Genomic DNA, 26,084 nt, shown 5'->3' with positions numbered 1-26,084 from the left:
GTAGCGTACATCCGCTCTTGCGGGAACGCGCGATTCACGAAGGAGTGACGTGGGAACCGACGCACCGCGCAGCAAGGGGCACCGCCGCTTTCGGCGATTACTGATCGCACTCGCGACCGTCGTCGGCCTGGTGCTCGTCACTGCAGGGCTCGGTGTCTATACGGTCACGCGGTCATTCCCAACGCTCGCGGGCAACGTCGAGATCACCGGCCTCTCAAGCGCCGTCACGGTCACGCGCGAGACGTACGGAATTCCACAGATCACCGCGAAGACGGCGAGCGACCTGTTTCTCGCTGAGGGCTACGTGCACGCCCAGGACCGGTTCTGGGAGATGGATTTTCGCCGCCACGTCACGAGCGGCAGGCTCTCGGAGCTGTTCGGCGAGAGCCAGATCGGTACCGACACGTTCGTGCGCACCCTCGGCTGGCGAGCCGTCGCCGAGCAGGAAGTGGCCCTGCTCGACCCGGTGACTCTCGGCTATTACCAGTCCTATGCCGACGGAGTGAACGCCTACCTCGACACCCATCAGGGCGCCGATCTATCGCTGGAGTATGCCGTGCTGGGCCTCCAAAACCCCGGGTACGAGGTCGAAAAGTGGACCCCGGCTGATTCCGTGGCCTGGCTGAAGGCCATGGCCTGGGACCTGCGCTCCAACCTCGACGACGAAATCGACCGGGCTCTGCTGTCGACGACGCTCACGCCCACCGAGGTGAGCCAGTTGCATCCCGACTATCCGGCCGCGCAGCATCCCACCATCACCGGCAGTCAGGCCCTCACCCTGCCATCGGCCGGGGCGCCGCAAGCCGCCGAGCCGGCCCCGGATTCAACGGATGCCCCCGCCGCGCTGGCTTCGGTCGACTCCTACGCCGGAGCCCTGGCCGAGCTGCGCGCGCACCTCGGGTCGGTGCCCGAACTGCTCGGGCCGGCCGGCGGGGAGATCGGCTCGAATTCATGGGTGGTCTCCGGCGCCCTCACCGATACCGGCAAGCCGCTGCTGGCCAACGACCCGCACCTCGGCCCGGCGTTACCCTCGGTCTGGTACCAGGTGGGGTTACGCTGCCAGTCGATCACCGCAGATTGCCCGTTCGACGTGGCGGGATACAGCTTCTCCGGCATGCCCGGCGTGATCATCGGCCACAATGAGCGCATCGCGTGGGGGTTTACCAACCTCGGGCCCGACGTCGCCGACCTTTACATCGAGAAGGTCACCGGCGACAACTACGAATTCGACGGTGTTGCGAAACCCCTGCTGCTGCGCGACGAGAAGATCTCCGTCGCCGGTGGTGACGACGTGAAGATCGAGATTCGTTCGACCGAACACGGGCCATTGCTGAGCGGGTTCGACGGCACCAGCTACCAGCGGATCGCGAGCGACTTTCCCGAGGCCACCGGGCTGACACCCGCCCCCGCCGCCGAGGCCGGCGCGGAGCAGACCAGCTACGAGCTGTCCCTGCAATGGACGGCGCTCACGCCGGGGCACACGGCATCCGCTATTTTCGCTTTGAACCAGGCGACCGACTGGACCAGTTTTCGCGCCGCGGCCGCCCTGTTCGAGGTGCCGGCGCAGAACCTCACCTACGCCGACGTCGACGGAAATATCGGCTATCAGGCGCCCGGGCTCATTCCCATTCGGGCCAGTGGCAACGGCACCCTGCCCGTTCCCGGCTGGACCAGCCAGTACGGCTGGACCGGATACATCCCCTTTGATGCCCTGCCCAGCACGTTCAATCCGCCGAGCGGATACATCGTCACGGCCAATAACGCGGCCACCGACCCGAGTTACCCATACCTGCTGACCGCCGACTGGGACCTCGGCTACCGGGCGAACCAGATCACGGCTCGGCTGCAGGAGCTCATCGCCGCGAAAACCCCGATGACAGCCGAACTGATGAGCGAAATTCAGGGTGACAATTACAGTGCCATCGCAGCGACGCTCGTTCCGGCGCTGCAGCAGGTGCGGCTCACCGGTGACGCCGCCAAAGCGCAGAAGTTGCTCGACGGCTGGGACTACCAGGTCGACGTCGACAGCGCGGCCGCGGCGTACTTCAACGTGATCTGGCGCACCCTGCTGCACGATATTTTCACCGGCAAGATCGACGACGGCGCTGCTCTCACCGGTGGCGACCGCGCGTTCTCCGTGGTCACGAGCCTTCTCGACCAGCCAAACTCCCCCTGGTGGTCGAACGCTTCCTACGGCACCGTTGGCCAAGAGAGCATGCTGCGACGCGTGATGACGGATGCCGCGGCCGAAGCCGCCGATCTCATGGGCTCCAACCCACAGGACTGGCAGTGGGGCAGCATCCACACCCTGGAACTCACCAACCAGAGCTTCGGTAAGTCCGGCATCGCCCCGCTTGAGTGGTTATTCAACCGCGGGCCGTACGAGCTCGCCGGAGGTTCGGCCGTCGTCAACGCGGTCGGCTGGGATGCCACCCAGGGCTACCAGGTGGACTGGGTGCCGTCAATGCGGCAGGTGGTGAGCCTGGAGAATTTCGATGACTCCACCTGGATCAATCTCACCGGGGCATCCGGTCACGCCTTCCACCCCAACTACACCGACCAGGCGCCACTCTGGCGTGATCACGAGACCCGTCCGTGGCTGTTCACGCCGGCCGCCATCAACGCCGTCGCCACCAACACCCTGACGCTCGAGCCGGCCTCATAGGGCCCCGGGTGAGCAGCGGCGCTCGTTACGGACAGCGGCGCGGAGGGGACGCAGCGAGTCGACGACGCCGACACCCCCTCGACCGTGTGCTCGAACGGAGACCCCGCGAAACCAGGTATAAAGACGATTCCCTGCGGCAACGGCCAATTTCTGCCGGCTACTGACGACTCCCTCGCACTCCAACACGCTAAATCTTGGTGACACATCAGAGCTCCCGTTTCAGCGGTCTCGGGCCCCGCGATCCCGCGAGTCGGGACCGCCATCGCCCAACACGCCCCAGCCTGCGGGGCGCCACCATCCGCCGGTCGAGACCGACATCGCCCAACGTGCCGCGGTCTGCGGTCGCCGTTGCGTGCGGGTTCACTTCGGGCGGGTCGAGCCGCAGCGGCTCCTGCATGAGCGGGTTCTTGCTGGGCAGCGCAATCAGTGTCTGCTCGGGGTCGAATTCGACGGCGGGTTGCAGCCAATACTCTCCATCGAGGAACAGGATCTTCCACTGCCGGTTGTGCAGCAACAAATGGTGCAGAACACAGAGCAGTATGGCCTGGTCGATGTTGGAAAAGCCCAGATCAACCCAGTTTTGAATGTGGTGAGCTTCACTCCACGACGGTGGTTGGTCACACCCGGGCCAGCGGCATCCGCCGTCACGCACGGCGAGGGCGCGGCGTTGCTCGCGGTTGAACAGGCGTGCATCCCGGCCAACATTGAGGGATTGCCCGGCTTGGTCGAGCAGAATACCGAGGTAGCCGGTGTCACACAGATGTCGGGCAATGGTCTCCGCTGACACCGGAGCCGAATTGTCCTCGATATAGCCGAACACCCCCGTTCCTGGCGCGGCCGGGGAAGGCTGCGTGCTCGGAGTGGTCTGCGTGGCCGTCCCGGCCGTCCCGGTGGACTGGGCCCGCGGCAGCAGCGGCGGCCGTGGCAGCAGCATCCGCGGCGGCCTGAGCGACCCGCGCCGCGAGCACCTCGGCATCGGAGAGACCGGCGAACTATGATCGCTACTTGACGCAGAGGGATTGGGCTGATTGCCGCGCTGCTCCAGAGCCAGTGTCAGTTTCTTGTATACGAAGGATTGCGGGGTTCAATCTGCCGAAACCTTCACGGCCTCATCTTTGAACTCAGGAGTGAATTCCCGGCGTGTTTCCCGTGATAAATATTCTCTCTGTTGAGGTTTCCACCATGCGAGGTCAAGGCCACTACCTCTTCACACCACTCAATGCTAAGACAAGCTAACGGTCTATTGGGTGCGGCCACCGACGCCGTGACCGCACCCGACCGCTGTCACTGACGAGTCGCGATGGCTTCTTTTTCGACGACCGGCGCGCGGGTGGGGGCACGGAGCGTAATTGCAGCAAGCAGGGCGCCGGCCAGGGCAATTGAGGCTGCACCGATGAATGCCGAAGAGAATCCAGTGGTCAGCGCCGGAAGGTTCCCACTTTCCGTCGCACCGTTCGCGGCTGCAAAGGCTGTCATCGCCGCTAGCCCGAGAGCGGATCCGACCTGGTAGCTGGTGTTGACGAGGCCGGAAGCGAGGCCGCCCTCCTGCGGCGGAGCGCTGGAGATCGCCGTGCCGAGGGTCGGGATGAACGCCAGGGACATCCCGAGTGCGGCCAGAAGCGACGCCGGGAGGACATCCACCCAGAAGTTTCCGTCCACGCGAACGAAGGACAACCACATCAGGGCGCCTGCGAGCACGACGAGACCGCTCACCGTCATCACTTTCGGACCGAATCGCGCAGCGAGTCTCGGTGCAAGCAGGATCATGGTGATCATGGTGAATGCGGTCATTGGTAGGAGCGCGGCACCGCTGGGGAACGCCGAGTAACCCAGAACTTGTTGCAGGTAGAGATTCAAGAAGAACCACATTGGGATCCACGCGGCGGCGAGCAATAACTGGGCGAGGTTGGCCGCGGCTAAATTCGGGATCCGGAAAATCGACAATCGCATTAGCGGCTGCTTCCGGCGAGCCTGAACGAGCACAAACAATCCGAGCAAGGCGACCGCTCCGGCGAGAGTTCCCCACGTTTCTAGACTGTCCCATCCAGACTCAGGTGCTCGGACGATCGCGAAGACACCGAGGGCAAGTCCAGCGGTGACCAATAGGGCGCCGGCGGTGTCGATGGAGCCGCGAATCCGCGGTCCGTCTGCCGGGAGCGCCGTGGCGACGAGAGCGATGACCACGAGGGCGAGCGGGATATTAATGAAGAAGACCCAGGGCCACGACATGTACTCGGTGATGACCCCGCCGAGGAACACGCCTGCCGTTCCCCCTGCCGGTGCGGCCGCACCATAAAGGGCCAGCGCGCCACCGAGCTCCTTCGGGCTCGACCCGAACGTCTTCATCAGCAGCGTGAGTGCCGCGGGTGCGATGAGTGCCGCGCCGGCTCCCTGTACGCCGCGTCCAATCAACTCCAACGCGACGTTTCCGGCAAGCCCCGCGACGGCGGAGCCGACGAGCAGTACGACCCAGCCCGTGGTGAACATTCGTCGGGCGCCGAAGACATCCCCGAGACGCCCGCCGAGCAAGAGGAGCCCCCCGAATGTGATGACGTAGGCGTTGAAAACCCAGGAGAGATTCTCCGGGCTGAAGCCCAGTTCCTCCTGCATGCGAGGCAACGCCACGCCCACGATTGAGGTATCCATGATCACGACGAACTGCGCGAGTGCGATGAGGAAAAGCGCGAGCCTCTTCTTTCCCCGTCCCGGTATTGATTGAGACATTCCAGATTCCCTTCGTTTTCGCCGTAGTCGGCGATTCCACACTTCAGATTTATACCCTACGGGGGTATGGTAACAGGAATACCCCCAGTGGGTATATTGTTGGGCATGTTAGTACCCCCTAGGGGTATGTGTTCGATTCAGCAAAGGAGAGTTTTATGACAATGCGCGAATATCAGGTGACCGGGATGACCTGCGGTCATTGCGAGACGACGATCCGGGAAGAGGTCAGCCAGATAGTAGGCATCCAGTCGATCGACGTGAGCGCGAAGACCGGAAAGCTTGTCGTGACCAGCCAGGCCGAGCTAGACGACACAGCCGTCCTCGCAGCGGTCGAGGAAGCCGGCTACGGGGCGGTGCGTGTCCCATGAAGGTCCCCCTAAAGCTCGGACTCTTTGGAGTGGGACTCGCGGCCCTATTTACCGCTTCATTTGCTACCGCAGGCGCAGTGGTTCCCTCCCAAACCACGGCGGCCTGGACGCAGCCAACGGAAGAACATGTCATGGACAGCAACGACACACAGCTGGCCGCATCAGTGAAGGGCCTGTCGATGGAACAGGACGGGTTCCTCCTGGGGGAGATCTCGTCCCCCGGCATGGCAGATCAGGAGGGAACACTCGCGTTCACGATCTCCAACGCCACAGGAACGCCGGTCACCGACTTCGAGGCCTCCCATGACAAGAAACTCCATCTGATCATCGTGCGCACGGACGGGACCCAGTTCCGCCACGTGCACCCAACCATGGATGCCCATGGCGTATGGTCACTGCCCTGGAAGTGGAACGCCGCCGGCAGCTACCGGGTCTACGCGGACATCGTCCCGGCAGCAACGGGACAGAACATCACTCTGACCCGAACGGTCCAGGCGGCCGGAGAATTCACCCCCGCCACGCCGGCTCCAGTTTCTGCCGCGGATACGGTCGATGGCTACAACGTGGACCTGGCCGGTACGCTGAGCACCAGCGAACAGGCCATGCTCACTGTCTCGGTTTCCCGTGATGGAGAACCGGTCACAACACTGCAGCCGTACCTGGGTTCTTACGGACACCTTGTCGCCCTGCGCGAAGGGGACCTGGCTTACCTCCACGTCCACCCCGAGGGCGAAGCACCCCGGCCCGGCGCCGTCTCCGGCCCGGACGTGACATTCATGACCGAGGCCCCGACCCCGGGACGCTACCTGCTCTACCTGGACTTCCAGGTAGACGAACAGGTCCACACGGCCCAATTTGTCCTAACCGCCACCGGGCCCGCCCAGTTTGCGGATCCGGGCGAACCTGCCGAACATTCCGGGCACTGACCACCATAGACACCGCGCGCCTGGCCCATCCCGTGATCAGGAAGCGCACCACCGAGGAGGACCCATGTCCGCAACATCGACCCAGCCGCAAACGCTGGGCAACACCATCGAGCTAGAGATCGGGGGGATGACCTGCGCCTCCTGCGCGATGCGAATCGAGAAGAAACTGAACAAGCTCGACGGCGTGATCGCGACCGTCAACTACGCCACCGAAAAGGCGAAGGTCACCGCTCCCGCCGGACTGGACCCATTGGCGCTGATCGCCGAGGTCGAAAAGACCGGCTATACGGCGGCGCTCCGCACACCGAAAACGGCCCACCCGGCGAGCGACGATGCGGAGCAGCCCGACCCCGAGCTGACATCGCTGCGGAACAGGCTGATCGCGTCCATAGTGCTGTCGTTGCCGGTCATCATGATGGCCATGGTTCCGGCGCTGCAGTTCAATTACTGGCAGTGGGCGTCCCTGACGCTGGCCGCTCCCGTGATCGTGTGGGCGGCCTGGCCCTTTCACAAGGCAGCGTGGACCAACCTGCGCCACGGCGCGGCCACGATGGACACGCTGGTCTCGGTCGGCACGTCCGCTGCGTTGCTGTGGTCACTCTTCGCACTGTTCTTCGGAACAGCCGGACTGCCGGGCATGACCCATGGGTTCTCGTTCACGATCAACCCCTCCGACGGCGCCGGGAACATCTACCTGGAGGTCGGCGCCGGAGTGACCATGTTCATCCTGGCCGGGCGATACTTCGAGAAGAGGTCCAAGCGCCAGGCGGGGGCTGCCCTGCGCACACTGCTCGGGCTGGGGGCTAAGGACGTCGCGGTTGTTCGGGACGGGGTCGAAACACGGATCCCCGTCGAGCAGTTGTCGGTGGGCGATGAGTTCGTCATACGACCGGGTGAAAAGATCGCCACGGACGGGGTGATAGTCGCGGGTACCTCGGCGGTGGATGCGAGCATGCTCACCGGCGAGTCGATCCCAGTCGAAGTCGGTGAGGGCGACGCCGTGACCGGCTCAACCGTCAACTTCGGCGGCCGTCTGGTCGTGAGTGCCACCAGGGTTGGCTCGGACACCCAGCTGGCACAGATGGCCAGGCTCGTCGAGGACGCCCAGTCGGGCAAAGCCGAGGTCCAACGCCTCGCCGATAAGGTCTCCGGAATCGTCGTACCGATCGTCATCGCCGTGGCCATCGGGGTGCTCGGCGCTTGGATCGGTGCCGGCTTCCCGCTCAGCGCCGCCTTCACGGCCGCCGTCGCGGTCCTGATTATCGCCTGCCCCTGTGCCCTCGGACTCGCAACCCCAACCGCGCTACTAGTCGGCACCGGACGGGGCGCCCAGCTGGGCATCCTCATCAAAGGCCCGGAAGTACTCGAGTCCACCCACAAGGTCGATACGATCGTCCTCGACAAGACAGGAACGGTCACTACGGGCAAGATGACGCTGATTGACGTGTTCACCATCGACGGAACCACCCGGGAGGACGTTCTGAGGCTGGCCGGCGCATTGGAGGACGCCTCCGAACACCCGATCGCCCAGGCCATCGCCAAAAGCGCAACCCAGCAGATCGGCTCACTTCCGGTACCGGAATCGTTTACGAACGTCCAAGGCAAGGGCGTGCAGGGCACTGTGAATGGCCATGCCGTGCTCGTCGGGCGCGAGAGCCTACTGGCGGACTGGTCCCTTCACCTTCCCAAGACGCTCGCCCTCGCAAAGGCCACCGCGGAATCTCAGGGCAAGACAGCGGTCGCTGTCGCCTGGGACGGTCAGGCCCGTGCGGTTTTGGTCGTCGCCGATGCCGTCAAGGCCACCAGCGCCGAGGCGATCGCCCAGTTCAAAGCACTCGGGCTGAACCCCGTGCTCCTGACCGGAGACAATAAGGTGGTCGCCGAGCACGTCGCAGCGGAGGCCGGAATAACCGAGGTCATTGCCGAGGTGATGCCCCAAGACAAGGTCGACGTCATCACCCGCTTGCAGTCCGAAGGGAAAGTCGTGGCGATGGTCGGCGACGGCGTGAACGACGCCGCGGCCCTAGCCCAGGCCGACCTGGGCCTGGCGATGGGAACCGGGTCGGACGTCTCGATTGAAGCCGCGGACATCACACTGGTGCGCGGGGACCTCCGCTCCGCCGCCGATGCCATCCGCCTGTCCCGCAAGACCCTGGGCACCATCAAGACAAACCTGTTCTGGGCCTTCGCCTACAACGTCGCGGCCATTCCGCTGGCCGCGTTCGGACTGCTGAACCCGATGCTCGCCGGCGCCGCTATGGCGCTCTCGAGCGTATTCGTGGTCAGCAACAGCCTTCGCCTCCGGTCCTTCAAGTCCAAGGCGAACACCACGGCGTCCACCTCAGCATTGCACACTCCCGTGCGGCAACTGCAAGGCGTCTGACTGTCCCCGCCCAAAAGGAAACACTTCCCGTTCCATCGAAAGGAAACCCTTCAATGAGTAACAGCTGTTGCAGTGCCACCGCCGACAACAATGCCCTTGTCGCCGCTGCCATTCCTCTGTCAGCCGAAAACCTACTCGCCGCCAGCGGTGACGACCTCGCCGAGTGCCCCGTCATGACCGGAAGCCAGGTCGTGAAGGCAGACGCGGAATCCACAGGCCTCTTCCGCGACTACGAGGGTATTCGCTATTGGTTTTGCTGCGCAGGCTGCGGACCCCTGTTCGACGCTACTCCCGCAAAATACGCCACGGCCACTTGAGTATCTTGGGGTGGTGCCGGCGGGAGCCGGCACCACCCCAACCATTCTTGTCAGAGATCCATACCGACCCGAACCCAGGCCACCCAGAGGGTAGAGACTATGAGCGAGTACCCGGAACACGGGGACCACGGATTACCCTGGGCCCCGCGGGTCCGGGCCCGCACACCCATCACCATGACGGTACCGTCGCGAAGAACGAAGAAGGAAGAACGAAGAACAACGACATGGAAAAAATCACTCCCACCGGGGCCACCGCAGAGCCGTGCCACACCACGCACGGCTACATCGGTGACAAAAGCCAATACCTCGCTCGTCTAAAACGCATCGAAGGCCAGGCCCGTGGCATCCACCGCATGGTCGACGAGGAAACATACTGCATCGACATCCTCACCCAGATCTCGGCCCTCACCAAAGCATTGGAAGGCGTTGCACTCGGACTCCTCGATGACCACCTCAAGCACTGCGTCGTCGACGCCGCCAAGCTCGGCGGCGAGCAGGCAGACATCAAGATCAAGGAAGCCTCCGACGCCATAGCCCGCCTCGTTCGCTCTTGACGGCTGCCAGCTGAATTCACGCAGGAACGAGCAGACGCGTGGACGGGCGCAGCCCCTCGTGCGGAGAGACACCGCAGGACTGATGGGTCAGCCCCAGCACGGGGTGGCCACCCTGTTGCCTGGTGGAACTACTCATCATCGACGAAGCAGAACGCCTCACCCCCACGGCCCTGGAACTCTTCCGCGATCGCCAGGACCGCACCCACCTCGCGATGATACTCACCGGCAAGCCCGATCAGAGATTCCGCGACTACCCCCCAGCGGTACAGCCGATTCGGATTCTCACACCACTACCGAGCCCGCGCGCGCGAAGAACTACTCTTCATCCTCGAGCGGCATTGGAAAAGGCTGGGCCGACCGCCGCGAATTTCTAGGCGGCAGCATCCGCTCAGATCGGCGACGGGCTACTGCTCGGCCAGCCCGCCCAGGTTCTCTTCACACCGATCGGGTACCGCTGGAGCTACGGCGACGGCAGCTCTAGATCGAGTCCCACCGGCGGCGGCAGCTGGGCCGACCTCGGCCTCGCCGAATTCTCGACCACCCCCACCAGCCACGTGCACACATTCAAGGGCGCCTACACGGTCACCCTCACCGTCGATTACCGAGCCGACTACAGCTTCGGCGACCAGGGCTGGCGACCCATTGAGGGAATCGTCTCCGTCCCCTCCGCACGGTTCACCGTCGTCGCCGCCAAAGAATCCACGGTGCTCGTCGCCCAAGACTGCAACGCCGAGCCCACGTCCCCGGCTGCTGACGCCGCTGCGCACGTCCCCGGCTGCTGACGCCGCTGCGCACGTCCCCGGCTGCTGACGCCGCTGCGCACTTCGAGGAACCGGTTAGAGATGAGGGCACCCCTACCCCTCATCTGTAATGGGTGCCGCGACTAACGAGCCTGTCTACCGGCGCGGGTAGTCGCGGGCCGCGGAGCCCACATAGAGCTGCTGCGGGCGGCCGATCTTGGTCGCCGGATCCTCGTTCATCTCACGCCAGTGAGCGACCCAGCCGGGCAGACGGCCGATCGCGAAGAGTACGGTGAACATGCGCGTCGGAAAGCCCATGGCCTTATAGATGACGCCGGTGTAGAAGTCGACGTTGGGGTACAGGCGACGTTCCTTGAAGTAGTCGTCGCTCAGCGCGATGTGCTCGAGTTCCTGCGCGATGTCGAGCAGGTCGTCCTTCACCCCGAGAGCGGCGAGCACCTCGTGGGCGCTCTCCTTGACCAGGGTAGCCCGCGGGTCGTAGTTCTTGTAGACCCGGTGGCCGAAGCCCATGAGCTTCACGCCCTGCTCTTTGTTCTTCACACGTTCGACGTACTTTTCGACGCCCTGACCGGATGCTTGGATCTCCCCGAGCATCGACAGCACGGCTTCGTTGGCACCGCCGTGCAGCGGGCCGAACAGAGCGTTGATGCCCGAGGACACCGATGCGAACAGATTGGCCTCGGTCGAACCGACCAGTCGAACCGTGGAGGTGGACGCGTTCTGCTCGTGGTCTTCGTGCAGCATAAGCAGGCGTTCGAGCGCCTTGCTGACGACCGGGTTGATCTCGTACGGCTCGGCCATGTTGCCGAAGTTGAGCTTGAGAAAGTTGTCAACGAAGCTCAGCGAATTGTCGGGGTAGAGAAAAGCCTGGCCGACGCTCTTCTTGTGGGCGTAGGCGGCCATGACCGGCAGCTTCGCGAGCAGGCGGATGGTCGAAATCTCGACCTGCTCCGGGTCCTTCGGGTCGAGCGAGTCCTGATAGAAGGTCGACAGGGCCGATACGCCGGAGGCGAGCACGCTCATCGGGTGCGCCTTGTGCGGCAGGGAGTCGAAGAAGCGGCGCATGTCTTCGTGCAGAAGCGTGTGGTGACGGATGCGATCGTCAAAGTTGGCCAATTCGCTTGCGCTGGGAAGCTCGCCGTAGATCAGCAGCCAGGCCGTCTCGAGAAAGTTCGAGTTCTGGGCGATCTGTTCGATCGGATACCCGCGATAGCGCAGGATGCCCGCGTCGCCGTCGATGTAGGTGATCGCGGAGCGGGTGGCCGCGGTGTTGACGAAACCGTAGTCCAGCGTGGTGAGGCCGGTCTTCTTGGTCAGGGTGGAGATGTCGATGCTCGACACACCGTCCACGCTGGTCAGGATCGGGAACTCTGCGCTCCCGCCGGGGAAAGTGAGGGTGACCTTGTTGGGGTCAGCGCTCATCGGTTCGCCGGATGTTGTCTGCTGCGCGACGTTGGTCACGGAGCCTCCTCGGGTATCACTGCCGGATGAAATGTGGCGACGCGTCACTGAATCGGCCAGTGGTGAAACTGCTGTGGTCGATTCTGTCGCGATTACAGCCTAATCGGCCTGACCGCCTACTGTTGCATCAGCTAAGAGTTCGGGCGGTTCGTTGGTGATAGTCCACAGAGGTCCACCCCAGATGGGGGCTATTTCAGGCCAGAAGGCGCGATGCGGCAGCAGCGATGCGCTCATCCGTCGCGGTCAGCGAGAACCGCACGTGTTCCGGGTAAACATCGCCGTAGAACGGCCCCGGGCCGGCCAGAATGCCGAGTGCCGCCAGCCGTTCAATGGATTCCCACGCGGGTCGTCCCTCGGTCGCCCAGAGGTAGAGCCCGGCTTCGCTCCGATCGATGCGAAAGCCGGCCTTTTCGAGGGCGGGGCGCAGCACAGCGCGGCGCGCACGATAGCGCTCCTTCTGCACGGCGACATGCTCGTCGTCACCGAGGGCGGCGATCATGGCCGCCTGCAGCGGCGCCGGGAGCATGAGTCCGGCGTGCTTGCGCACGGTGAGCAGCCGCCCGAGCACGCCGCCACAGCCCGCGGCGAAGGCCGCTCGATACCCGGCCATGTTGGACTGCTTGCTGAGCGAATAGATCGCCACGATGTTGCGGCGGTCTCCCTCGATCACTCGCGGGTCGAGGATGCTCGGGATCGGCTCGGAATCCCAGGGGGCGTCCCAGCCGAGCTCGGCATAACACTCGTCACTCACGATGACGGCATCGAGTTCTCGAGCGCGGGCAACGGCGGCCCGCAGGTCTTCGACGGACAGCACCCGGCCGTCCGGATTGCCGGGGCTGTTCAGCCAGATCAGCTGGGTCGACTCCGGCCACTCGGCGGGATCGTCGGAGGCCAGGGCAGTGGCGCCGGCAATGGCGGCGCCGATCGCATAGGTCGGGTAGGCGGCTCGCGGGTGCACGATCGTGTCGCCCTCGCCGAGCCCGAGCATGAACGGCATGAGCGCAACGAGTTCCTTGGAACCGATCGTGGGCAGCACGTTCTTCGGCTGAAGTCCGGTGACGCCGCGGCGCCGGGCATACCAGGCGATGATCGCCTGCTGCAGGGCGGGCGTACCGACGGTTTGCGGGTAGGCGTGGGCATCCGAAGACGTGCGCAGCGCCTGCTGCACCACGTCGGGCGTGGCGTCGACCGGCGAACCGATCGACAGGTCGACGATGCCGCCCTGGTGCTGCCGGGCCTGCGTAGCGAAGGGGACCATTTGGTCCCAGGGGTAATCGGGAAGCGGCTTCAGCACGTAGACCGCTTAGTGCGTAGCCTGCGGCGGCAGTGCGGAGATTACCGGGTGGTCCTTGGCGAGCACGCCGACCTTGGCGGCGCCGCCCGGGGAACCGAGGTCGTCGAAGAATTCGACGTTGGCCTTGTAGTAGTCGGCCCACTGTTCGGGCAGGTCGTCTTCGTAGTAGATGGCCTCGACCGGGCAGACCGGTTCGCAGGCTCCGCAGTCGACGCACTCGTCTGGATGGATATAAAGGGAACGTTCGCCCTCATAAATGCAGTCCACCGGGCATTCGTCGATGCAGGCACGATCTTTCACATCGACGCACGGAAGAGCGATCACATACGTCACAGGCTGGGGATTCCCTTCGAGAGCGGACTCCTGATTCTACGCCCCTCGGTCGGCGCCCCTTATCGGCGGCGCGGCGGCAGTTTCGGCCAAGCCAGCACGAACGCCGCGATGAGCGCCGGAACGACAGTCCACAGGGTTCCCGGCAGGCCGGCCGGCACGAGCACCGATCCGCCTGAGCCGCGAAGGGACAGCACGAAAATGGTCAGGAGCAGCCCAGCCGCGGCCAGTCCGACCACGAAACGGTCCCCCACCACGAGGCGCAGCCCGAGCAGCAGCGCGCCGATGCCGACGAACGCGATGGCCAGGCCGATCGGCAGCTCCGCGCCGAACACTGTCAGGGTGGCCTGGTGCGCGATGGTTCCCAGCACGCCAAAGAGGATGCCCGCAGCCAAGCCCCCGAGACCGGCCAGCGACCGGTTCGCGATGGTGAGGCGAGCGGGGCGGGGCGCGGGCGGCGGCAGGGAGCGGCGTGGGGCATCCGTTCTGAGGAAGGTTTCCGTGTCGGTGATCAGGTCGGTGCTGCCGTCGGCGAGGGTGCGCGTGCGGTCGGTCACGCCCCAGCGCGCGGAAAAGTGGGCGAGCGCGCGCAGCTTCTGGTCGAGGTGGTCTCCCACGTCGATCGCGATGAGGCGCTGGCCGGGCGCCTGCCGCACCGTGCGGGCAAGGAACACCGGCAGCCCGGCCTCGTGTGCGGCGGTCGTCGCCATCTCGCGCAGTGCATCCGTGACGGTTCCTACGACCACGGCCGTCGCACCGAGCTCGTCAATCGCAGTGTGCAGCGTCTCGGTGAGGTCGGGCTCTGGCGGCAGGCGGTGCCAGCTGCGCGCTCCCAGTTCGGCCAGCGCGCCGGAGACAGCGGCATCATCGGTTGCGACCCACGCGGCGGTCGGGGCAGCGGCCAGCGCGGCGGCATTCGTTTCGGCCGGCGCGGCGGCGTAGAGCACGACCACCCGCGACCCATCGGCGCGGAGCCGTGCGATCGTGCCGCCGGTCAGGGCGGATTCATCGCCAGGCCGGGCATGCACGAACAGAATTCGCTCGCCGCTGCCGGACATGACCATGGGCGTACGCACCGTTTCTGCTCTGCGGGCTGTTCCTTGCTGGGTAATAGCTGTGCCCGAATCAAATCATAACTAGACACGATCGCGCGGTTCGGACTAAAGTCATCATCGGTAAGGTTAGCCTTACCAAATTTTTTCGCCCGAAACCATTGCCCGAATTGTTCGAGGGACCCTGTGCTCGCAAACTACCTGATCGGCCTGCGCGAAGGCCTTGAGGCCGCGCTGATCGTGACGATTCTTATCGCCTACGTCGTGAAAATCGGTCGACGTGACGTGCTGCCGCGCATTTGGCTCGGTGTGGCCCTGGCCGTGCTGCTCGCCCTCGGCATCGGCGCGCTGCTCACCTATGGCACCTATGGGCTGTCGTTCACTGCCCAGGAGACCATCGGCGGCGTGCTGTCGATCGTTGCGACCGGCCTGGTGACCTGGATGGTGTTCTGGATGCTGCGCACCGCACGCGACCTCAAAGGCCACCTGCAGGGCAACATCGACAAGCACCTCGTCGGTGCCGGCCTAGGGCTCGTACTCGTGGCCTTCCTCGCCGTCGGCCGGGAGGGCATTGAAACGGCCCTGTTCATCTGGGCCGCAGTGCAGGCGACCGGCGCAACGACCATGCCGCTGCTCGGCGCTGCCCTCGGCATCCTGACGGCGATCGGCTTGGGCGTTCTGATCTACGCCGGCATGCTCAAGATCAACCTGTCGAAGTTCTTCACCTACACGGGTGCCATCCTCATCGTTGTGGCCGCTGGCGTGCTCTCCTACGGTGTGCACGACCTGCAGGAGGCTGGCATCCTGCCCGGGCTGAACGCCCTCGCCTTCAACGTGAGCGCCGCCGTGCCGCCGGACAGCTGGTACGGCACTCTGCTCAAGGGCACCCTGAACTTCTCCCCCGCCACCACCTGGCTGGAGATGTTCGCCTGGCTGGCCTATGCCGTGCCCACCCTGACGGTGTTCATCAGAAAGAGCCGTCACGGCCGCACGAGCGCCCGCCCGGCCCCGGCAGCACCAACCGCGCCGGCGCCCACGCCCGTCGCCGCGCACTGACTTTTCTCGCCCAGTTCAAAGGATCTCCATGCCCCGTGTCTTACGTTCCGCCAGCCTGCTCGGCCTCGGTATTCTCGGAATCGGCCTCCTGAGCGGCTGTGTCGCCAACAACCCGGCAGCCACCCACACGGCCCTCACCGTGGACAGCAGCGCGACCGACTGCGCGGTGAGCGCGAACGAGGCACCGGCCGGCAGCATCCGTTTTTCGGTCACCAATTCCGGTGACCAAGTGACCGAGTTCTACCTGTTGGCCGAGGACGGCCTGCGCATCGTCGGTGAGGCCGAGAATATCGGCCCCGGCCTCAGCCGCGACCTGGTGGTACAGCTCGATGCCGGCAGCTACTTCACCGCGTGCAAGCCGGGCATGACCGGCGACGGTGTCGGCAAGGCCGAGTTCACCGCCACCAAAACGGATGCCGCCGCCACCGTCGACGTTGACCTCGCCGCCCAGATCGTCACCGCCAACACCAACTACGGCTCCTACGTGAGCGACCAGATCGACCAGCTCGTCACCGGCACCGACGCGTTCGCCGCAGCCTATTCCGCCGAGGACGATGACACCGCCCGCAGCCTGTACGCCTCCACCCGGGTGCACTGGGAGCGCGTGGAGACCATCGCCGAATCGTTCGGCGACCTCGACCCCAAGCTCGACCTGCGCGAGGCCGACCTCGAAGAAGGCCAAAACTGGACCGGCTGGCACGCCATCGAGAAGGACCTCTGGCCGCAGGACGCTGAGGCTGGCTTCGTTGCCTACACCGCCGACCAGCGTGCGGCACTCACCGAACAACTCGTCGCTGACACCGCGACCCTGCACGAGAAGGTTGAAGGGCTCACCTTCACCCTGTCGCAGCAGACCAACGGGGCCATCGGCCTACTCGACGAGGTCGCCACCGGAAAGGTCACCGGCGAGGAAGAGATCTGGTCCCACACCGACCTCTGGGACTTCCAGGCCAACGTTGACGGCGCCAAAGTTCTCTACGACGGGGTGCGTCCCATCTTGCTGAAAACGGATGCCGACCTGGCCGCGTCGCTCGACACCGAGTTCGGCTCGCTGCAGGCGCTGCTCGACGCCCAGCGGGTCGGCGACGGCTTCACGCTCTACACCGACCTCACTCCGGCCGAGATTCGAGCCCTCGCCGACCAGGTCAACGCGCTTGGCGAGCCGCTGAACCAGCTCACCGCAGCGCTCGTGTTGTGAGTCGCTCCGCGAAGCGCACCGTGAAACGCGATAAGCGCACCGGGTCCGCCGATCTGGCCGTGCCAGCCCGCGGCCTGTCCCGGCGCGGTCTGCTCGGCCTCGCCGGGGCCAGCGTGGCCGGCATCGGGCTGGGGGCAGCCGGGGACCGGGTGGCGCTGGCGGCGTCTGCGTCGCCGGGGGCGGCATCCGCTTCGGCGGTCTACCCGTTTTACGGCAGCCATCAGGCCGGCATCGTCACGCCCGCGCAGGATCGCCTGCACTTCGCCGCGTTCGACGTCTCGGCCGGCACGACGCGGGCGGAGCTGATCGAGCTGCTACAGGACTGGACCATCGCCGCCGCCGCCATGACCGCCGGCCAGGATATCGGCGAGTACGGTGCCGTCAGCGGCCCCTACGACGCCCCGCCCGAAGACACCGGCGAGGCCCAGGGACTGCCCACGGCTGGCCTTACCATCACGTTCGGCTTCGGCCCGACCCTGTTTGAAACAGCGGATGGCGTCGATCGCTTCGGCATTGCGGCCCGCCGCCCCGCAGACCTCACGCCGCTGCCGCACTTTCCCGGCGACGACCTCGATGCCGGCCGCAGTGATGGTGACCTGTGCATCCAGGCCTGCTCCAATGACCCGCAGGTGGCCGTGCACGCCATTCGCAACCTGTCCCGCATCGCCTTCGGGCGGGCAGCCCTGCGCTGGTCGCAGCTCGGCTTCGGGCGCACCTCGTCGACCTCGACGGCCCAGGCCACCCCGCGCAACCTGTTCGGGTTCAAGGACGGCACCGCCAACATCAAGGCCGAGCAGCCCGACGTGGTCAACGACCAGGTCTGGGTGTCGTCCTCCGACGGGCCGGCCTGGCTGGCCGGCGGCTCTTACCTGGTGGCGCGGCGCATCCGCATGACCATTGAAACCTGGGATCGCTCCATTCTCAGTGAGCAGGAAACGGTGTTCGGCCGCACCAAAGGTGCCGGCGCACCGCTCTCCGGTGGAACCGAGTTCAGCGAGCCCGATTTCACGATCGCCGGTCGGGAAGACCAGCCACTCATCGGCGCCGCTGCCCACATGCGGCTCGCGCATCCCATGCAGAACAAGGGTATGAAGCTGCTGCGCCGGGGCTACAACTTCGTCGACGGCAACGATGACCTCGGCCGCCTCGAGGCCGGGCTGTTCTTCATCAGCTTCCAGCGTTCGCCGACCCAGTTCACGACCGTGCAGCTGAACCTCGCCAAGCACGATGCGCTCAACGAGTACATTCGCCACGTCGGGAGTGCGTTGTTCGTGGTTCCGGCCGGAGCCGCCGACGGAGCCTACGTCGGGTCCGCCCTCTTCGCATAACGCGCGATTACTTCAGCGCGTCAGGCAGCGGCGTCACCGTGTACAAAATGCCATCGGCGTTCCCCGCGACTACGACGCCGTAGGTCGTGTTCGTCACGGTCACCACTTCGGAGTCGGCACCCGGAACACCTACAGCCACGCTGAACCCGGCAGCGAGAAGCTGCGCCCGGGCATCCTCGATCGGCGTGGCCGACGTTGCCTTGATCGTGACGACCCAACCACCGACCTCGCCCTCGCCGATGCCGCCGGTGGCGAACAGAACCTCGCCGTCGATGAGCGGCACTTCGGCCGGCCAGTCTTTCGGGAGCGAGCCATCGAGGCTGACGTCGCCCCCGGTCGCATCCTGCACGACCCCGTTCACGGTCTGCTGCACGGTGTCGCCGATCGAACAGGCCGCCAGCGCGGGCAGGGTGGCGGCGATCATGAGCGCAAGCACGAGGCGGCGGCTACGGGAGGAAATAGTCATGTCAAGTCCTTCAAGTTCGTCTGAATTCTAATGCGGCCTCCGCACGCAACAATGCCCCCTCGGCGAACCGAGAGGGCATCGTGGTGCGAAGGGTTAGTTCGCGTCCATCTTCTTCACGCGCGAAACCTGACGCGAGCGAGCGGATGCCGTCAGCTCTACCTTGCGAATACGCACGGCGGCCGGGGTGACCTCGACGCACTCGTCTTCACGGGCGAATTCGAGGCACTGCTCGAGCGACAGCTGCTTGGGCGGTGTCATCGACTCGAACGTGTCGGAGCTGGACTGACGCATGTTGGTCAGTTTCTTTTCCTTGGTGATGTTCACGTCCATGTCGTCGGCGCGCGAGTTCTCGCCGATGACCATGCCTTCGTACACCTCGCTGGTCGGCTGCACGAAGAACGACATGCGCTCCTGCAGGTTGATGATCGCGAACGGGGTGACCGCGCCGCTTCGGTCGGCCACGATGGAACCGTTCGTACGGGTGTTGATGGTGCCCGCCCAGGGCTCGTAGCCGTGCAGGATCGCGTTGGCGATACCGGTACCGCGCGTGTCGGTGAGGAACTGCGTGCGGAAGCCGATCAGGCCGCGCGACGGAACGATGAATTCCATGCGAACCCAGCCGGTGCCGTGGTTGGCCATGTTCTCCATGCGACCCTTGCGAGCGGCGAGCAGCTGCGTGATGGCGCCGAGGTATTCCTCGGGCGCGTCAATGGTGAGGTGTTCGAACGGCTCGTGCACCTTGCCGTCGACGCGCTTCACAACTACCTGCGGCTTGCCGACGGTGAGCTCGAAGCCTTCGCGGCGCATCTGCTCGACCAGGATGGCGAGGGCCAGTTCTCCACGACCCTGCACCTCCCAAGCATCCGGGCGTCCGATGTCGACGACCTTGAGCGAGACGTTACCGACCAGCTCACGGTCGAGGCGGTCCTTGACCATGCGGGCGGTGAGCTTGTGGCCCTTGACCTTGCCCATGAGCGGCGAGGTGTTGGTGCCGATGGTCATCGAGATGGCCGGGTCGTCGACCGTGATGGTCGGCAACGGGCGAACGTCGTCGGGGTCGGCGAGGGTCTCACCGATGGTGATGTTCTCGATACCGGCAACGGCAACGATGTCGCCGGGGCCGGCGCTCTCGGTCGGGTAGCGGTCCAGCGCCTTGGTGATCAGCAACTCGGTGATCTTCACATTGGTGACGGTGCCGTCCTGCTGCACCCAGGCCACGGTCTGGCCCTTCTTGATGGTGCCCTGGAAGATGCGCAGCAGCGCGAGGCGACCGAGGAACGGCGAGGCGTCGAGGTTGGTGACGTGCGCCTGAAGCGGGTGCGTGTCATCGTAGGTCGGTGCCGGGATGTGCTTGAGGATGGCGTCGAACAGCGGCTCGAGGTCGTCGTTGTCGGGCAGCGTGCCGTCTTCGGGCTTGTTCCAGCTGGCGGCACCGTTACGGCCGGACGCGTAGACGACGGGCACGTCGAGCACGGCGTCGAGGTCGAGGTCGGGAAAGTCGTCGGCCATGTCGCTCGCGAGGCCGATGAGCAGGTCCTGGCTCTCGGCCACAACCTCGTCGATGCGCGCGTCGGGACGGTCGGTCTTGTTGACCAGCAGGATGACGGGGAGCTTGGCTTCGAGCGCCTTGCGAAGCACGAAACGGGTCTGCGGCAGCGGGCCCTCTGATGCGTCAACGAGGAGAACAACGCCGTCAACCATGGACAGTCCGCGCTCGACCTCGCCACCGAAGTCAGCGTGGCCCGGGGTGTCGATCACGTTGATGGTGATGGGACCGTCGGTGGCGTGGATGCCCTTGTACGAAACCGCCGTGTTCTTGGCGAGAATCGTGATGCCTTTTTCGCGCTCGAGTTCGTTCGAGTCCATCGCGCGCTCTTCAACGTGAGAGTGGTCAGCGAAGGAGTCGGTCTGCTTGAGCATCGCGTCAACCAGCGTCGTCTTACCGTGGTCAACGTGAGCGACGATTGCAACATTTCGGAGGTTATTGCGTGTAGCAATCGCCATAAAAATAGATCCTTACGAAGAATGAGTGCCGCAGAGTCTCGCGCGCGACGAAGAATGGATACCAGGGGTCATAATGTGACCCAAATTACTATCCTACCGTATGATTCCCACTCGACCCGTTGGCTCGTTACGAGGAGTCAGCCGGTTACTCATCGATGCCGGCGGCCAATAATTCGCGGCGCAGCTCGCGGCGGGCACGCTGTTCGGTGGGGTCGGGGATCGGAACGGCCGCCAGCAGACGCTGGGTATAGGGGTCTTTCGGGTAGCGCAGAATCTCGTCGCGCGTGCCGGTTTCCACGATGCGACCGTGGTGCATGACCGCGATGCGGTCGGCGAGCACATCGATGACGGCGAGGTCGTGGGTGATGAACAGGCAGGCAAAGTTCATCTGCTTCTGCAAGCCCTGAATCAGCTCCAGCACTCGGGCCTGCACCGACACGTCGAGCGCGCTGGTGGGCTCGTCGGCGATGAGCACCTTCGGTTCGAGCGAGAGCGCGCGGGCGATGCCGACGCGCTGTTTCTGGCCGCCGGAAAGTTCGTGCGGAAAGCGGCTGCGGTAGGCGCGTGGCAGCTCGACGCTGTCGAGCAGTCGCTCCACCTCGGCGCTGAGCGCGGCACCCTTCAGACCCTTCGCTAGTTTGAGGGGTTCCCCGATACTGTCGCCGATGGGCATCCGTGGGTTGAGCGATGACGACGGGTCTTGAAAGACGATGCCGACGCTCTTGTGCAGTCGGTGAATTTCGTCCCGGTTGGCCTTCGAGATGTCGTGACCGGCCACGTTCAACGCTCCCTCGGTGATCGGCAGCAGCGCGATGGCCGCGCGACCGAGCGTGGTCTTACCTGACCCCGACTCGCCAACAAGCCCGAGCACCTCCCCCTGGCGCACGTACAGGTTGACTTTGTCGACGGCGCGAAAGGCCGCGACGCGACCGTGCTTGGGGTACTCGATGACGACATCGTCGAACTTGACGACCACTTCGCGGCTGTCATTGCGTGCAGCCGTTGCCGCCTCGTTTGCCAGCCGCTCGTTGACCTCGATGCGTGCTGCGAGCACCGCATCCACGACGATGTCGGTGCCGATGGCGAGCGCCGCGGTCATATCGATCGCTTCGTCACCGCGCTGACCGAGGTGCGGAACGGCCTGCAGCAGGGCGATCGTATACGGGTGGGTGGGTTCGTTGAAGATCTGATCGACGGTGCCGCGTTCCACGATGACACCGCGACGCATAACCGCGATATCGTCGGCCAGGTCGGCGACCACACCCATATCGTGGGTGATCAAGAGGATGGCGCTATCCAGTCGATCACGCAGACTCCGCAGCAGATCAAGAATCTCGGCCTGCACGGTCACGTCGAGGGCGGTGGTCGGCTCGTCGGCGATAAGCAGTTGCGGGTCGCAGGAGATGGACTGGGCGATCATCGCGCGCTGGCGTTGCCCGCCACTCAACTGGTGCGGGTACGAGTTGAACGCCTTAAGCGGGTCGGGCAGCTCGACCATGTCGAGCAGTTCGAGGGCGCGTGCCTTGGCCTGCGACGGTGACATGCCGAAGTGGGCGCGCAGGGTTTCGATGATCTGGAACCCGATCGTGTAGACCGGGTTGAGCGCCGTCATCGGCTCCTGAAAGATCATGGCGATCTGGCCACCGCGCACCTTGTGCATCTGCGCCGGCTTCAGGCCCATGAGTTCCCGGCCGCTGAGCTTGACGCTTCCGGAGATGCGGCTGTTGTCGGGGAGCAGATCGAGGATGGCCATGGAACTCGCGCTCTTGCCAGAGCCGGACTCGCCGACGATGGCGAGCACCTTGCCCCGCTCGATCGAATAGTTCAATTTGAGGGCGGCCGGTACCCAGACGTTATCGACGCCGAAGTGCACGGTGAGGTCGGTGACCTGCAGTACGGGGCCGGAGAATGTGGTCGTCACCTGGTCGGTCATGAAGTCCTGCTTTCGCTGTGGGTGAGTTCAATTTCTGGCAGCATGGCTGCATGCCCGTCGCTGCCGACCCGAATCTCTTCTACTCGCGGTTCAACCGCATCATCGCCGCCGTGTTCGCGAGCGTTGCCGCCGCTAGCGCGGTGAGCGTGTTTCTGCTCCCGACTTTGTCGAACCGGTGGCTGGTCGTTCCGGCACTGTTCGTGGTTCTGTTCGTCTGGGAGGTACTGTGGCGCCCCGACCTGCGCGTCAGCGACACGGCCGTGACCATTCGCAATCCGCTGCGCACCATCGTGGTGCCGTGGGCGGCGCTCGTGCACGTCGACACCAAGTTCGCGCTCACGCTCTACACGCCGGGGCGCAAGTTCGCGGTGTATTGCGCTCCGGCCCCCGGCCGCAGCCTGACCAGCTCCGGGCGCCGCAAGAGCACAGACCCGGTGCCCTACGTCAGCGGCTCCCCACGCCCCGGCGACCTGCCCGGGAGTGAATCCGGCGAGGCGGCGCAACTGGTGCGCGCACGCTGGGACGCCCTGCAGCGAAGCGGTCTGATCGACGGCGGGCTCGCCGCGCAGACGCCGGTGGTGGTCGTGTGGGCCTGGGGTCGGGCTGGCGTGCTGGCGGCGGGCGCCGTGGCATCCGTTGTCGCAATTCTGCTGGCCTAAAGCCTGCTGGCCTAGCGGGGTCACGGCTGCGCCTCCAGCTCCGGTTCGGGCCGGGTTTCGCGCATTTTGCTGAGCTTGAACCGGCGGTGACGCGGGTCGAAGGCGTCGCGCAGGCCGTCGCCGACGAAGTTCACCAGCAGCGCGAGCGACACGATGAACGCGCCGGGCCACCAGAACAGCCACGGCCGGGTCTGGAACGCCGACTGATTCGAGCTGATCAGCAGACCCAGCGACACATCGGGAGAGCGAATGCCGTAGCCGAGATAACTCAGCGCCGTCTCGAGCAGAATGGCCGAGGCCATGATGAGCGTCGCCGACACGATGACGACACCCATGGCGTTGGGCAGGATGTGCTTGAAGATGATGCGCATGTCGCTCGCCCCGGCGACCCGGGCGGCCTCGACGAACTCGCGTTCCCGCAGCGACAGGAATTCGCCGCGCACCAGGCGGGCGATGCCCATCCAGGAGAAGAAGCCGAGCATGATCGCCAGTACCGGGGCGCCGAGAGCGCCGAACCAGTGGCCCACGACGGAGCCGATCACGAGGGCGGGAATCACGATGAAGACGTCGGTGACCCGCATGAGAATGGCGTCGACGGTGCCGCGGTAGTAGCCGGCGATGGCCCCGACCACCACGCCCACGACGGTCGCGATGAGGCCGAGAACCACCATGACCAGCGCGGAGTTCTGAATGCCGCGCATGGTCATGGCGAAGTAGTCCTTGCCGATGCGGTCCTGGCCGAACGGATGCTCGCCCAGCGAAATACCGTTGCCGCCGAGAAACTGTGGCACCAGCGAGAGGGTGGGGTTGCCGCCGTTCACCTGCGGGTTGAGCGCCTTGTACCCGTACTGCCACCAGCCGGGGATCGGGCCGATGCCGATGGCGGAGAAGGAAAACAGGATGATGAGCAGGAGGATGATGACGGAGGCGACGGCCACCTTGTTGCCGACGAAGCGACGCCAGATCAGGCGTCCCTGACTTTCGGGGATCGCGCTCGCGACGGCGAGTTCGTCGGCGGGGATCTCGGGCGGGGTCGGCCCCAAGCCAATTGGTGTGGACATCTAGCGGATCCTCACTCTGGGGTCGAGCCCGGCATAGGCCATGTCGGCCAGAAAATTGAAAGTGATCGCCATGGCGGCCACGATCAGGAAATAGCCCATCACCGGGTTGAGGTCACCGCGCTGGAGTCCCGCATTGAACAGGCTGCCCATCCCGGGGATGGCGAAGACCTTCTCGGTGATGATCGCGCCACCGAGCAGGGCGCCGACGTCGAAGGCCACCAGGGTGGTGAGCGGAATGAGCATGTTGCGAAAGGCGTGGCGCACGATCACGGTGCGCTCGGGCAGCCCCTTGGCGCGGGCGGTGCGAATGTAATCGAGGCTGAGCACCTCGAGCATGCCGGCGCGGGAATACCGGGTGTACCCGGCGAAGGAGATCAGCAGCAGCGCGATGGTCGGCAGGGTGAGGTGGGCGAAGGCGTCAAGCCCGCCCAGCCAGACATCGCCGCTCAACCCCGGGGTCTTCGAGCCCACCGTCGCGATCGGGCGTCCGTTGGTGGCGGTGAGCAGATCGCCCCAGGACTGCATGAACCGGTCCAGTAGCACGACGGTGCCCGAGAGCAGGGCCGTGACGAGGCCGACCCGCATGTTCTGGCCGCGGTCGTAGCCGCCGGCCAGGAAACCACTGACCAGGCCCACGGCAGCGGTGGCGAGCGCGAGGATGAACAGCGTGCCGGCACTCGACACGTCGAACAGGGGCTGCAGGGTGAAGTACGCCACAATGGCGATCGCGGCGTTGATCCCCGCCGTGATGAGGGCCCGACGGTTGCGCAGCCCCGCCAGCAGAGTGGCCGAGCCGAGGGCGATCGCGGCGACCAGCAGAATGATTGGGATCGCTCCGAGCCCGGGGTGCATGAACCACCCGGTCGCACTCATCAGCAGCAGAACACCGCTGGTCGCGAGACCTGACACGAGGAACACCACGAGGCGACGCCGCCCGTCACCGCCGAGGAGCGACTGCCAGATGGCGCCGATGACGAGGCCGATGACCACGAGCGCGACGCTACCGATCACCGGGTCGCGCAGAAAGTCATTGAAGCCGATGGCGACGAATTCTTTTAGGAGCACGGCCACCAGAAAGGCGGGCAGCGAGTACAGAAAGAAGCTGACGAAGGTGACCGTATTGTCGAGGCCGCTGTATTGGCGGAGGGCGGTGATGATGCCGATCGTGACGCCGAGCAGAATGGCCAGCACGAGCGCGAACGTCACGAGCTGCACCGTTGCGGCTAGGGCGTTGGGCAGAATATCGACGACCTGCGCCTTGGAGACGGTCGAGCCGAGGTCGCAGGCGTTGGCGAAGGGAATGGCACACTTAGCCACGCCCCCGAGCCAGAGCACCCAGCGCAGGGGCGGCGGAACGTCAAGGTCGAGGAGCGAGACGCGGGCATTGATGAGTTGCTGCTTATTGGGCGAATTACTGCTCGTGAGGTCCTGAAGCGGATCGGCCGAGTAGCCCACCATGACGTACATCAGAAACGATGCGGCGATCAGGATGAGTATGGAAACGAGAATTCGTCTCAGGATGAAGCTCACCATGCCGGGGCTAC

Annotated in this window: 24 protein-coding genes; 13 read left to right on the top strand and 11 right to left on the bottom strand. The window is 65.0% G+C overall.

All coding sequences use genetic code 11. The features are described 5' to 3' along the window. Nucleotides 1–49 precede the first annotated feature (49 nt). Nucleotides 50–2,665 carry a penicillin acylase family protein gene (locus tag CXY77_RS13470; protein ID WP_104130234.1) on the top strand — a complete coding sequence of 872 codons (2,616 nt, stop codon included), beginning with the start codon at nucleotides 50–52 and terminating at the stop codon, nucleotides 2,663–2,665. 205 nt (nucleotides 2,666–2,870) lie between these two features. Here CXY77_RS13470 and CXY77_RS13465 read toward each other — a convergent pair whose 3' ends face one another. Beyond that, complete coding sequence (locus CXY77_RS13465) at nucleotides 2,871–3,485, bottom strand: HNH endonuclease signature motif containing protein (RefSeq protein WP_092340758.1); 615 nt, start codon at nucleotides 3,483–3,485, stop codon at nucleotides 2,871–2,873. A 31-nt stretch (nucleotides 3,486–3,516) separates the two neighbouring features. On the opposite strand from CXY77_RS13465, the gene CXY77_RS20695 reads away from it, so the two are divergent. Then, complete coding sequence (locus tag CXY77_RS20695; protein WP_233197399.1) at nucleotides 3,517–3,663, top strand: hypothetical protein; 147 nt, start codon at nucleotides 3,517–3,519, stop codon at nucleotides 3,661–3,663. A 286-nt stretch (nucleotides 3,664–3,949) separates the two neighbouring features. On the opposite strand, the gene CXY77_RS13460 is transcribed toward CXY77_RS20695, so the two are convergent. After that, nucleotides 3,950–5,389 carry an MFS transporter gene (locus tag CXY77_RS13460; RefSeq protein ID WP_092340757.1) on the bottom strand — a complete coding sequence of 480 codons (1,440 nt, stop codon included), beginning with the start codon at nucleotides 5,387–5,389 and terminating at the stop codon, nucleotides 3,950–3,952. Nucleotides 5,390–5,544: 155 nt separating this feature from the next. Between CXY77_RS13460 and CXY77_RS13455 the strand changes: the two genes are divergently transcribed. The 7 genes from CXY77_RS13455 to CXY77_RS20685 all read left to right on the top strand — a co-directional run bounded on the left by CXY77_RS13455 (nucleotide 5,545) and on the right by CXY77_RS20685 (nucleotide 10,719). Next, nucleotides 5,545–5,757, top strand: a complete 213-nt coding sequence (locus CXY77_RS13455; protein WP_092340756.1) for a heavy-metal-associated domain-containing protein — start codon at nucleotides 5,545–5,547, stop codon at nucleotides 5,755–5,757. Between the two features lie 131 nt (nucleotides 5,758–5,888). Then, the gene (locus tag CXY77_RS13450) at nucleotides 5,889–6,683 is read left to right on the top strand and encodes a DUF748 domain-containing protein (RefSeq protein ID WP_233197398.1); all 795 of its coding nucleotides are present in this window, start codon (nucleotides 5,889–5,891) and stop codon (nucleotides 6,681–6,683) included. Nucleotides 6,684–6,747: 64 nt separating this feature from the next. Further along, nucleotides 6,748–9,066: a cation-translocating P-type ATPase gene (locus tag CXY77_RS13445; RefSeq protein WP_092340754.1), complete on the top strand. Its 2,319-nt coding sequence runs from the start codon at nucleotides 6,748–6,750 to the stop codon at nucleotides 9,064–9,066. Nucleotides 9,067–9,119: 53 nt separating this feature from the next. Continuing rightward, entirely contained in the window at nucleotides 9,120–9,383 is a 264-nt protein-coding gene (locus tag CXY77_RS13440; RefSeq protein ID WP_092340753.1) for a YHS domain-containing protein, read from the top strand. 224 nt (nucleotides 9,384–9,607) lie between these two features. Continuing rightward, complete coding sequence (locus CXY77_RS13435; RefSeq protein ID WP_092340752.1) at nucleotides 9,608–9,937, top strand: metal-sensitive transcriptional regulator; 330 nt, start codon at nucleotides 9,608–9,610, stop codon at nucleotides 9,935–9,937. A 122-nt stretch (nucleotides 9,938–10,059) separates the two neighbouring features. Next, a complete protein-coding gene (locus CXY77_RS20690; protein WP_233197397.1) occupies nucleotides 10,060–10,311 on the top strand; it encodes an AAA family ATPase in 252 nt (83 codons plus the stop codon). 180 nt (nucleotides 10,312–10,491) lie between these two features. Beyond that, nucleotides 10,492–10,719 carry a hypothetical protein gene (locus tag CXY77_RS20685; protein WP_233197396.1) on the top strand — a complete coding sequence of 76 codons (228 nt, stop codon included), beginning with the start codon at nucleotides 10,492–10,494 and terminating at the stop codon, nucleotides 10,717–10,719. Nucleotides 10,720–10,833: 114 nt separating this feature from the next. On the opposite strand, the gene CXY77_RS13425 is transcribed toward CXY77_RS20685, so the two are convergent. The 4 genes from CXY77_RS13425 to CXY77_RS13410 all read right to left on the bottom strand — a co-directional run bounded on the left by CXY77_RS13425 (nucleotide 10,834) and on the right by CXY77_RS13410 (nucleotide 14,859). After that, on the bottom strand, nucleotides 10,834–12,120 hold the full coding sequence (locus CXY77_RS13425) for a citrate synthase (RefSeq protein ID WP_092340800.1): 1,287 nt from the start codon (nucleotides 12,118–12,120) through the stop codon (nucleotides 10,834–10,836). Between the two features lie 232 nt (nucleotides 12,121–12,352). Continuing rightward, nucleotides 12,353–13,453, bottom strand: a complete 1,101-nt coding sequence (gene dapC, locus CXY77_RS13420; RefSeq protein WP_304466266.1) for a succinyldiaminopimelate transaminase — start codon at nucleotides 13,451–13,453, stop codon at nucleotides 12,353–12,355. 9 nt (nucleotides 13,454–13,462) lie between these two features. Next, nucleotides 13,463–13,786, bottom strand: coding sequence for a ferredoxin (gene fdxA, locus CXY77_RS13415; protein WP_092340750.1), 324 nt, complete (start codon nucleotides 13,784–13,786; stop codon nucleotides 13,463–13,465). Nucleotides 13,787–13,845: 59 nt separating this feature from the next. Further along, nucleotides 13,846–14,859, bottom strand: coding sequence for a PIG-L deacetylase family protein (locus tag CXY77_RS13410; protein ID WP_134505150.1), 1,014 nt, complete (start codon nucleotides 14,857–14,859; stop codon nucleotides 13,846–13,848). Nucleotides 14,860–15,021: 162 nt separating this feature from the next. On the opposite strand from CXY77_RS13410, the gene efeU reads away from it, so the two are divergent. From efeU to efeB, 3 genes are read left to right on the top strand one after another with little or no spacing between them, the layout of a single operon-like run. Beyond that, the gene (gene efeU, locus CXY77_RS13405; RefSeq protein ID WP_104130232.1) at nucleotides 15,022–15,891 is read left to right on the top strand and encodes an iron uptake transporter permease EfeU; all 870 of its coding nucleotides are present in this window, start codon (nucleotides 15,022–15,024) and stop codon (nucleotides 15,889–15,891) included. Between the two features lie 28 nt (nucleotides 15,892–15,919). Further along, nucleotides 15,920–17,089 (top strand): iron uptake system protein EfeO, encoded by a 1,170-nt coding sequence (gene efeO / locus CXY77_RS13400; protein ID WP_104130231.1) that lies wholly within the window; start codon nucleotides 15,920–15,922, stop codon nucleotides 17,087–17,089. Nucleotides 17,090–17,109: 20 nt separating this feature from the next. Beyond that, nucleotides 17,110–18,417, top strand: a complete 1,308-nt coding sequence (efeB, locus tag CXY77_RS13395; protein ID WP_104130308.1) for an iron uptake transporter deferrochelatase/peroxidase subunit — start codon at nucleotides 17,110–17,112, stop codon at nucleotides 18,415–18,417. 7 nt (nucleotides 18,418–18,424) lie between these two features. Here the strand turns inward: efeB and CXY77_RS13390 are convergent, their stop codons facing one another. From CXY77_RS13390 to CXY77_RS13380, 3 genes are all read right to left on the bottom strand, one after another. After that, the gene (locus CXY77_RS13390; protein WP_104130230.1) at nucleotides 18,425–18,883 is read right to left on the bottom strand and encodes a hypothetical protein; all 459 of its coding nucleotides are present in this window, start codon (nucleotides 18,881–18,883) and stop codon (nucleotides 18,425–18,427) included. A gap of 93 nt (nucleotides 18,884–18,976) precedes the next feature. Next, the gene (gene typA / locus CXY77_RS13385) at nucleotides 18,977–20,887 is read right to left on the bottom strand and encodes a translational GTPase TypA (RefSeq protein ID WP_092340745.1); all 1,911 of its coding nucleotides are present in this window, start codon (nucleotides 20,885–20,887) and stop codon (nucleotides 18,977–18,979) included. Nucleotides 20,888–21,032: 145 nt separating this feature from the next. Then, nucleotides 21,033–22,820 (bottom strand): ABC transporter ATP-binding protein, encoded by a 1,788-nt coding sequence (locus CXY77_RS13380; protein WP_104130229.1) that lies wholly within the window; start codon nucleotides 22,818–22,820, stop codon nucleotides 21,033–21,035. 50 nt (nucleotides 22,821–22,870) lie between these two features. On the opposite strand from CXY77_RS13380, the gene CXY77_RS13375 reads away from it, so the two are divergent. Beyond that, nucleotides 22,871–23,479, top strand: coding sequence for a PH domain-containing protein (locus CXY77_RS13375; RefSeq protein WP_140425532.1), 609 nt, complete (start codon nucleotides 22,871–22,873; stop codon nucleotides 23,477–23,479). 20 nt (nucleotides 23,480–23,499) lie between these two features. On the opposite strand, the gene CXY77_RS13370 is transcribed toward CXY77_RS13375, so the two are convergent. Together CXY77_RS13370 and CXY77_RS13365 are read right to left on the bottom strand one after the other, a co-directional pair. Then, nucleotides 23,500–24,540, bottom strand: coding sequence for an ABC transporter permease (locus CXY77_RS13370; RefSeq protein WP_104089293.1), 1,041 nt, complete (start codon nucleotides 24,538–24,540; stop codon nucleotides 23,500–23,502). Further along, nucleotides 24,541–26,073: an ABC transporter permease gene (locus CXY77_RS13365; protein WP_104130228.1), complete on the bottom strand. Its 1,533-nt coding sequence runs from the start codon at nucleotides 26,071–26,073 to the stop codon at nucleotides 24,541–24,543. Between the last annotated feature and the right edge of the window lie 11 nt (nucleotides 26,074–26,084).

The sequence above is a fragment of the Cryobacterium sp. N21 genome, assembly GCF_002929575.1.
GTDB lineage: Bacteria > Actinomycetota > Actinomycetes > Actinomycetales > Microbacteriaceae > Cryobacterium > Cryobacterium flavum.
The sequence above is the reverse complement of the archived record's forward strand: the minus strand, read 5'-3'. Positions and strand labels throughout refer to the sequence as shown.

What these genes read in the sequence shown, in the direction of transcription:
- CXY77_RS13375 (WP_140425532.1), top strand. Translation starts at nt 22,871, where the DNA reads ATGCCCGTCGCTGCCGACCCGAATCTCTTCTACTCGCGGTTCAACCGC.
- CXY77_RS13380 (WP_104130229.1), bottom strand. Translation starts at nt 22,820, where the DNA reads ATGACCGACCAGGTGACGACCACATTCTCCGGCCCCGTACTGCAGGTC.
- CXY77_RS13370 (WP_104089293.1), bottom strand. Translation starts at nt 24,540, where the DNA reads ATGTCCACACCAATTGGCTTGGGGCCGACCCCGCCCGAGATCCCCGCC.
- CXY77_RS13390 (WP_104130230.1), bottom strand. Translation starts at nt 18,883, where the DNA reads ATGACTATTTCCTCCCGTAGCCGCCGCCTCGTGCTTGCGCTCATGATC.
- CXY77_RS13440 (WP_092340753.1), top strand. Translation starts at nt 9,120, where the DNA reads ATGAGTAACAGCTGTTGCAGTGCCACCGCCGACAACAATGCCCTTGTC.
- CXY77_RS13435 (WP_092340752.1), top strand. Translation starts at nt 9,608, where the DNA reads ATGGAAAAAATCACTCCCACCGGGGCCACCGCAGAGCCGTGCCACACC.
- CXY77_RS13460 (WP_092340757.1), bottom strand. Translation starts at nt 5,389, where the DNA reads ATGTCTCAATCAATACCGGGACGGGGAAAGAAGAGGCTCGCGCTTTTC.
- typA (WP_092340745.1), bottom strand. Translation starts at nt 20,887, where the DNA reads ATGGCGATTGCTACACGCAATAACCTCCGAAATGTTGCAATCGTCGCT.
- CXY77_RS13425 (WP_092340800.1), bottom strand. Translation starts at nt 12,120, where the DNA reads ATGAGCGCTGACCCCAACAAGGTCACCCTCACTTTCCCCGGCGGGAGC.
- CXY77_RS13455 (WP_092340756.1), top strand. Translation starts at nt 5,545, where the DNA reads ATGACAATGCGCGAATATCAGGTGACCGGGATGACCTGCGGTCATTGC.
- CXY77_RS13450 (WP_233197398.1), top strand. Translation starts at nt 5,889, where the DNA reads ATGGACAGCAACGACACACAGCTGGCCGCATCAGTGAAGGGCCTGTCG.
- CXY77_RS13365 (WP_104130228.1), bottom strand. Translation starts at nt 26,073, where the DNA reads ATGGTGAGCTTCATCCTGAGACGAATTCTCGTTTCCATACTCATCCTG.
- CXY77_RS13445 (WP_092340754.1), top strand. Translation starts at nt 6,748, where the DNA reads ATGTCCGCAACATCGACCCAGCCGCAAACGCTGGGCAACACCATCGAG.
- efeO (WP_104130231.1), top strand. Translation starts at nt 15,920, where the DNA reads ATGCCCCGTGTCTTACGTTCCGCCAGCCTGCTCGGCCTCGGTATTCTC.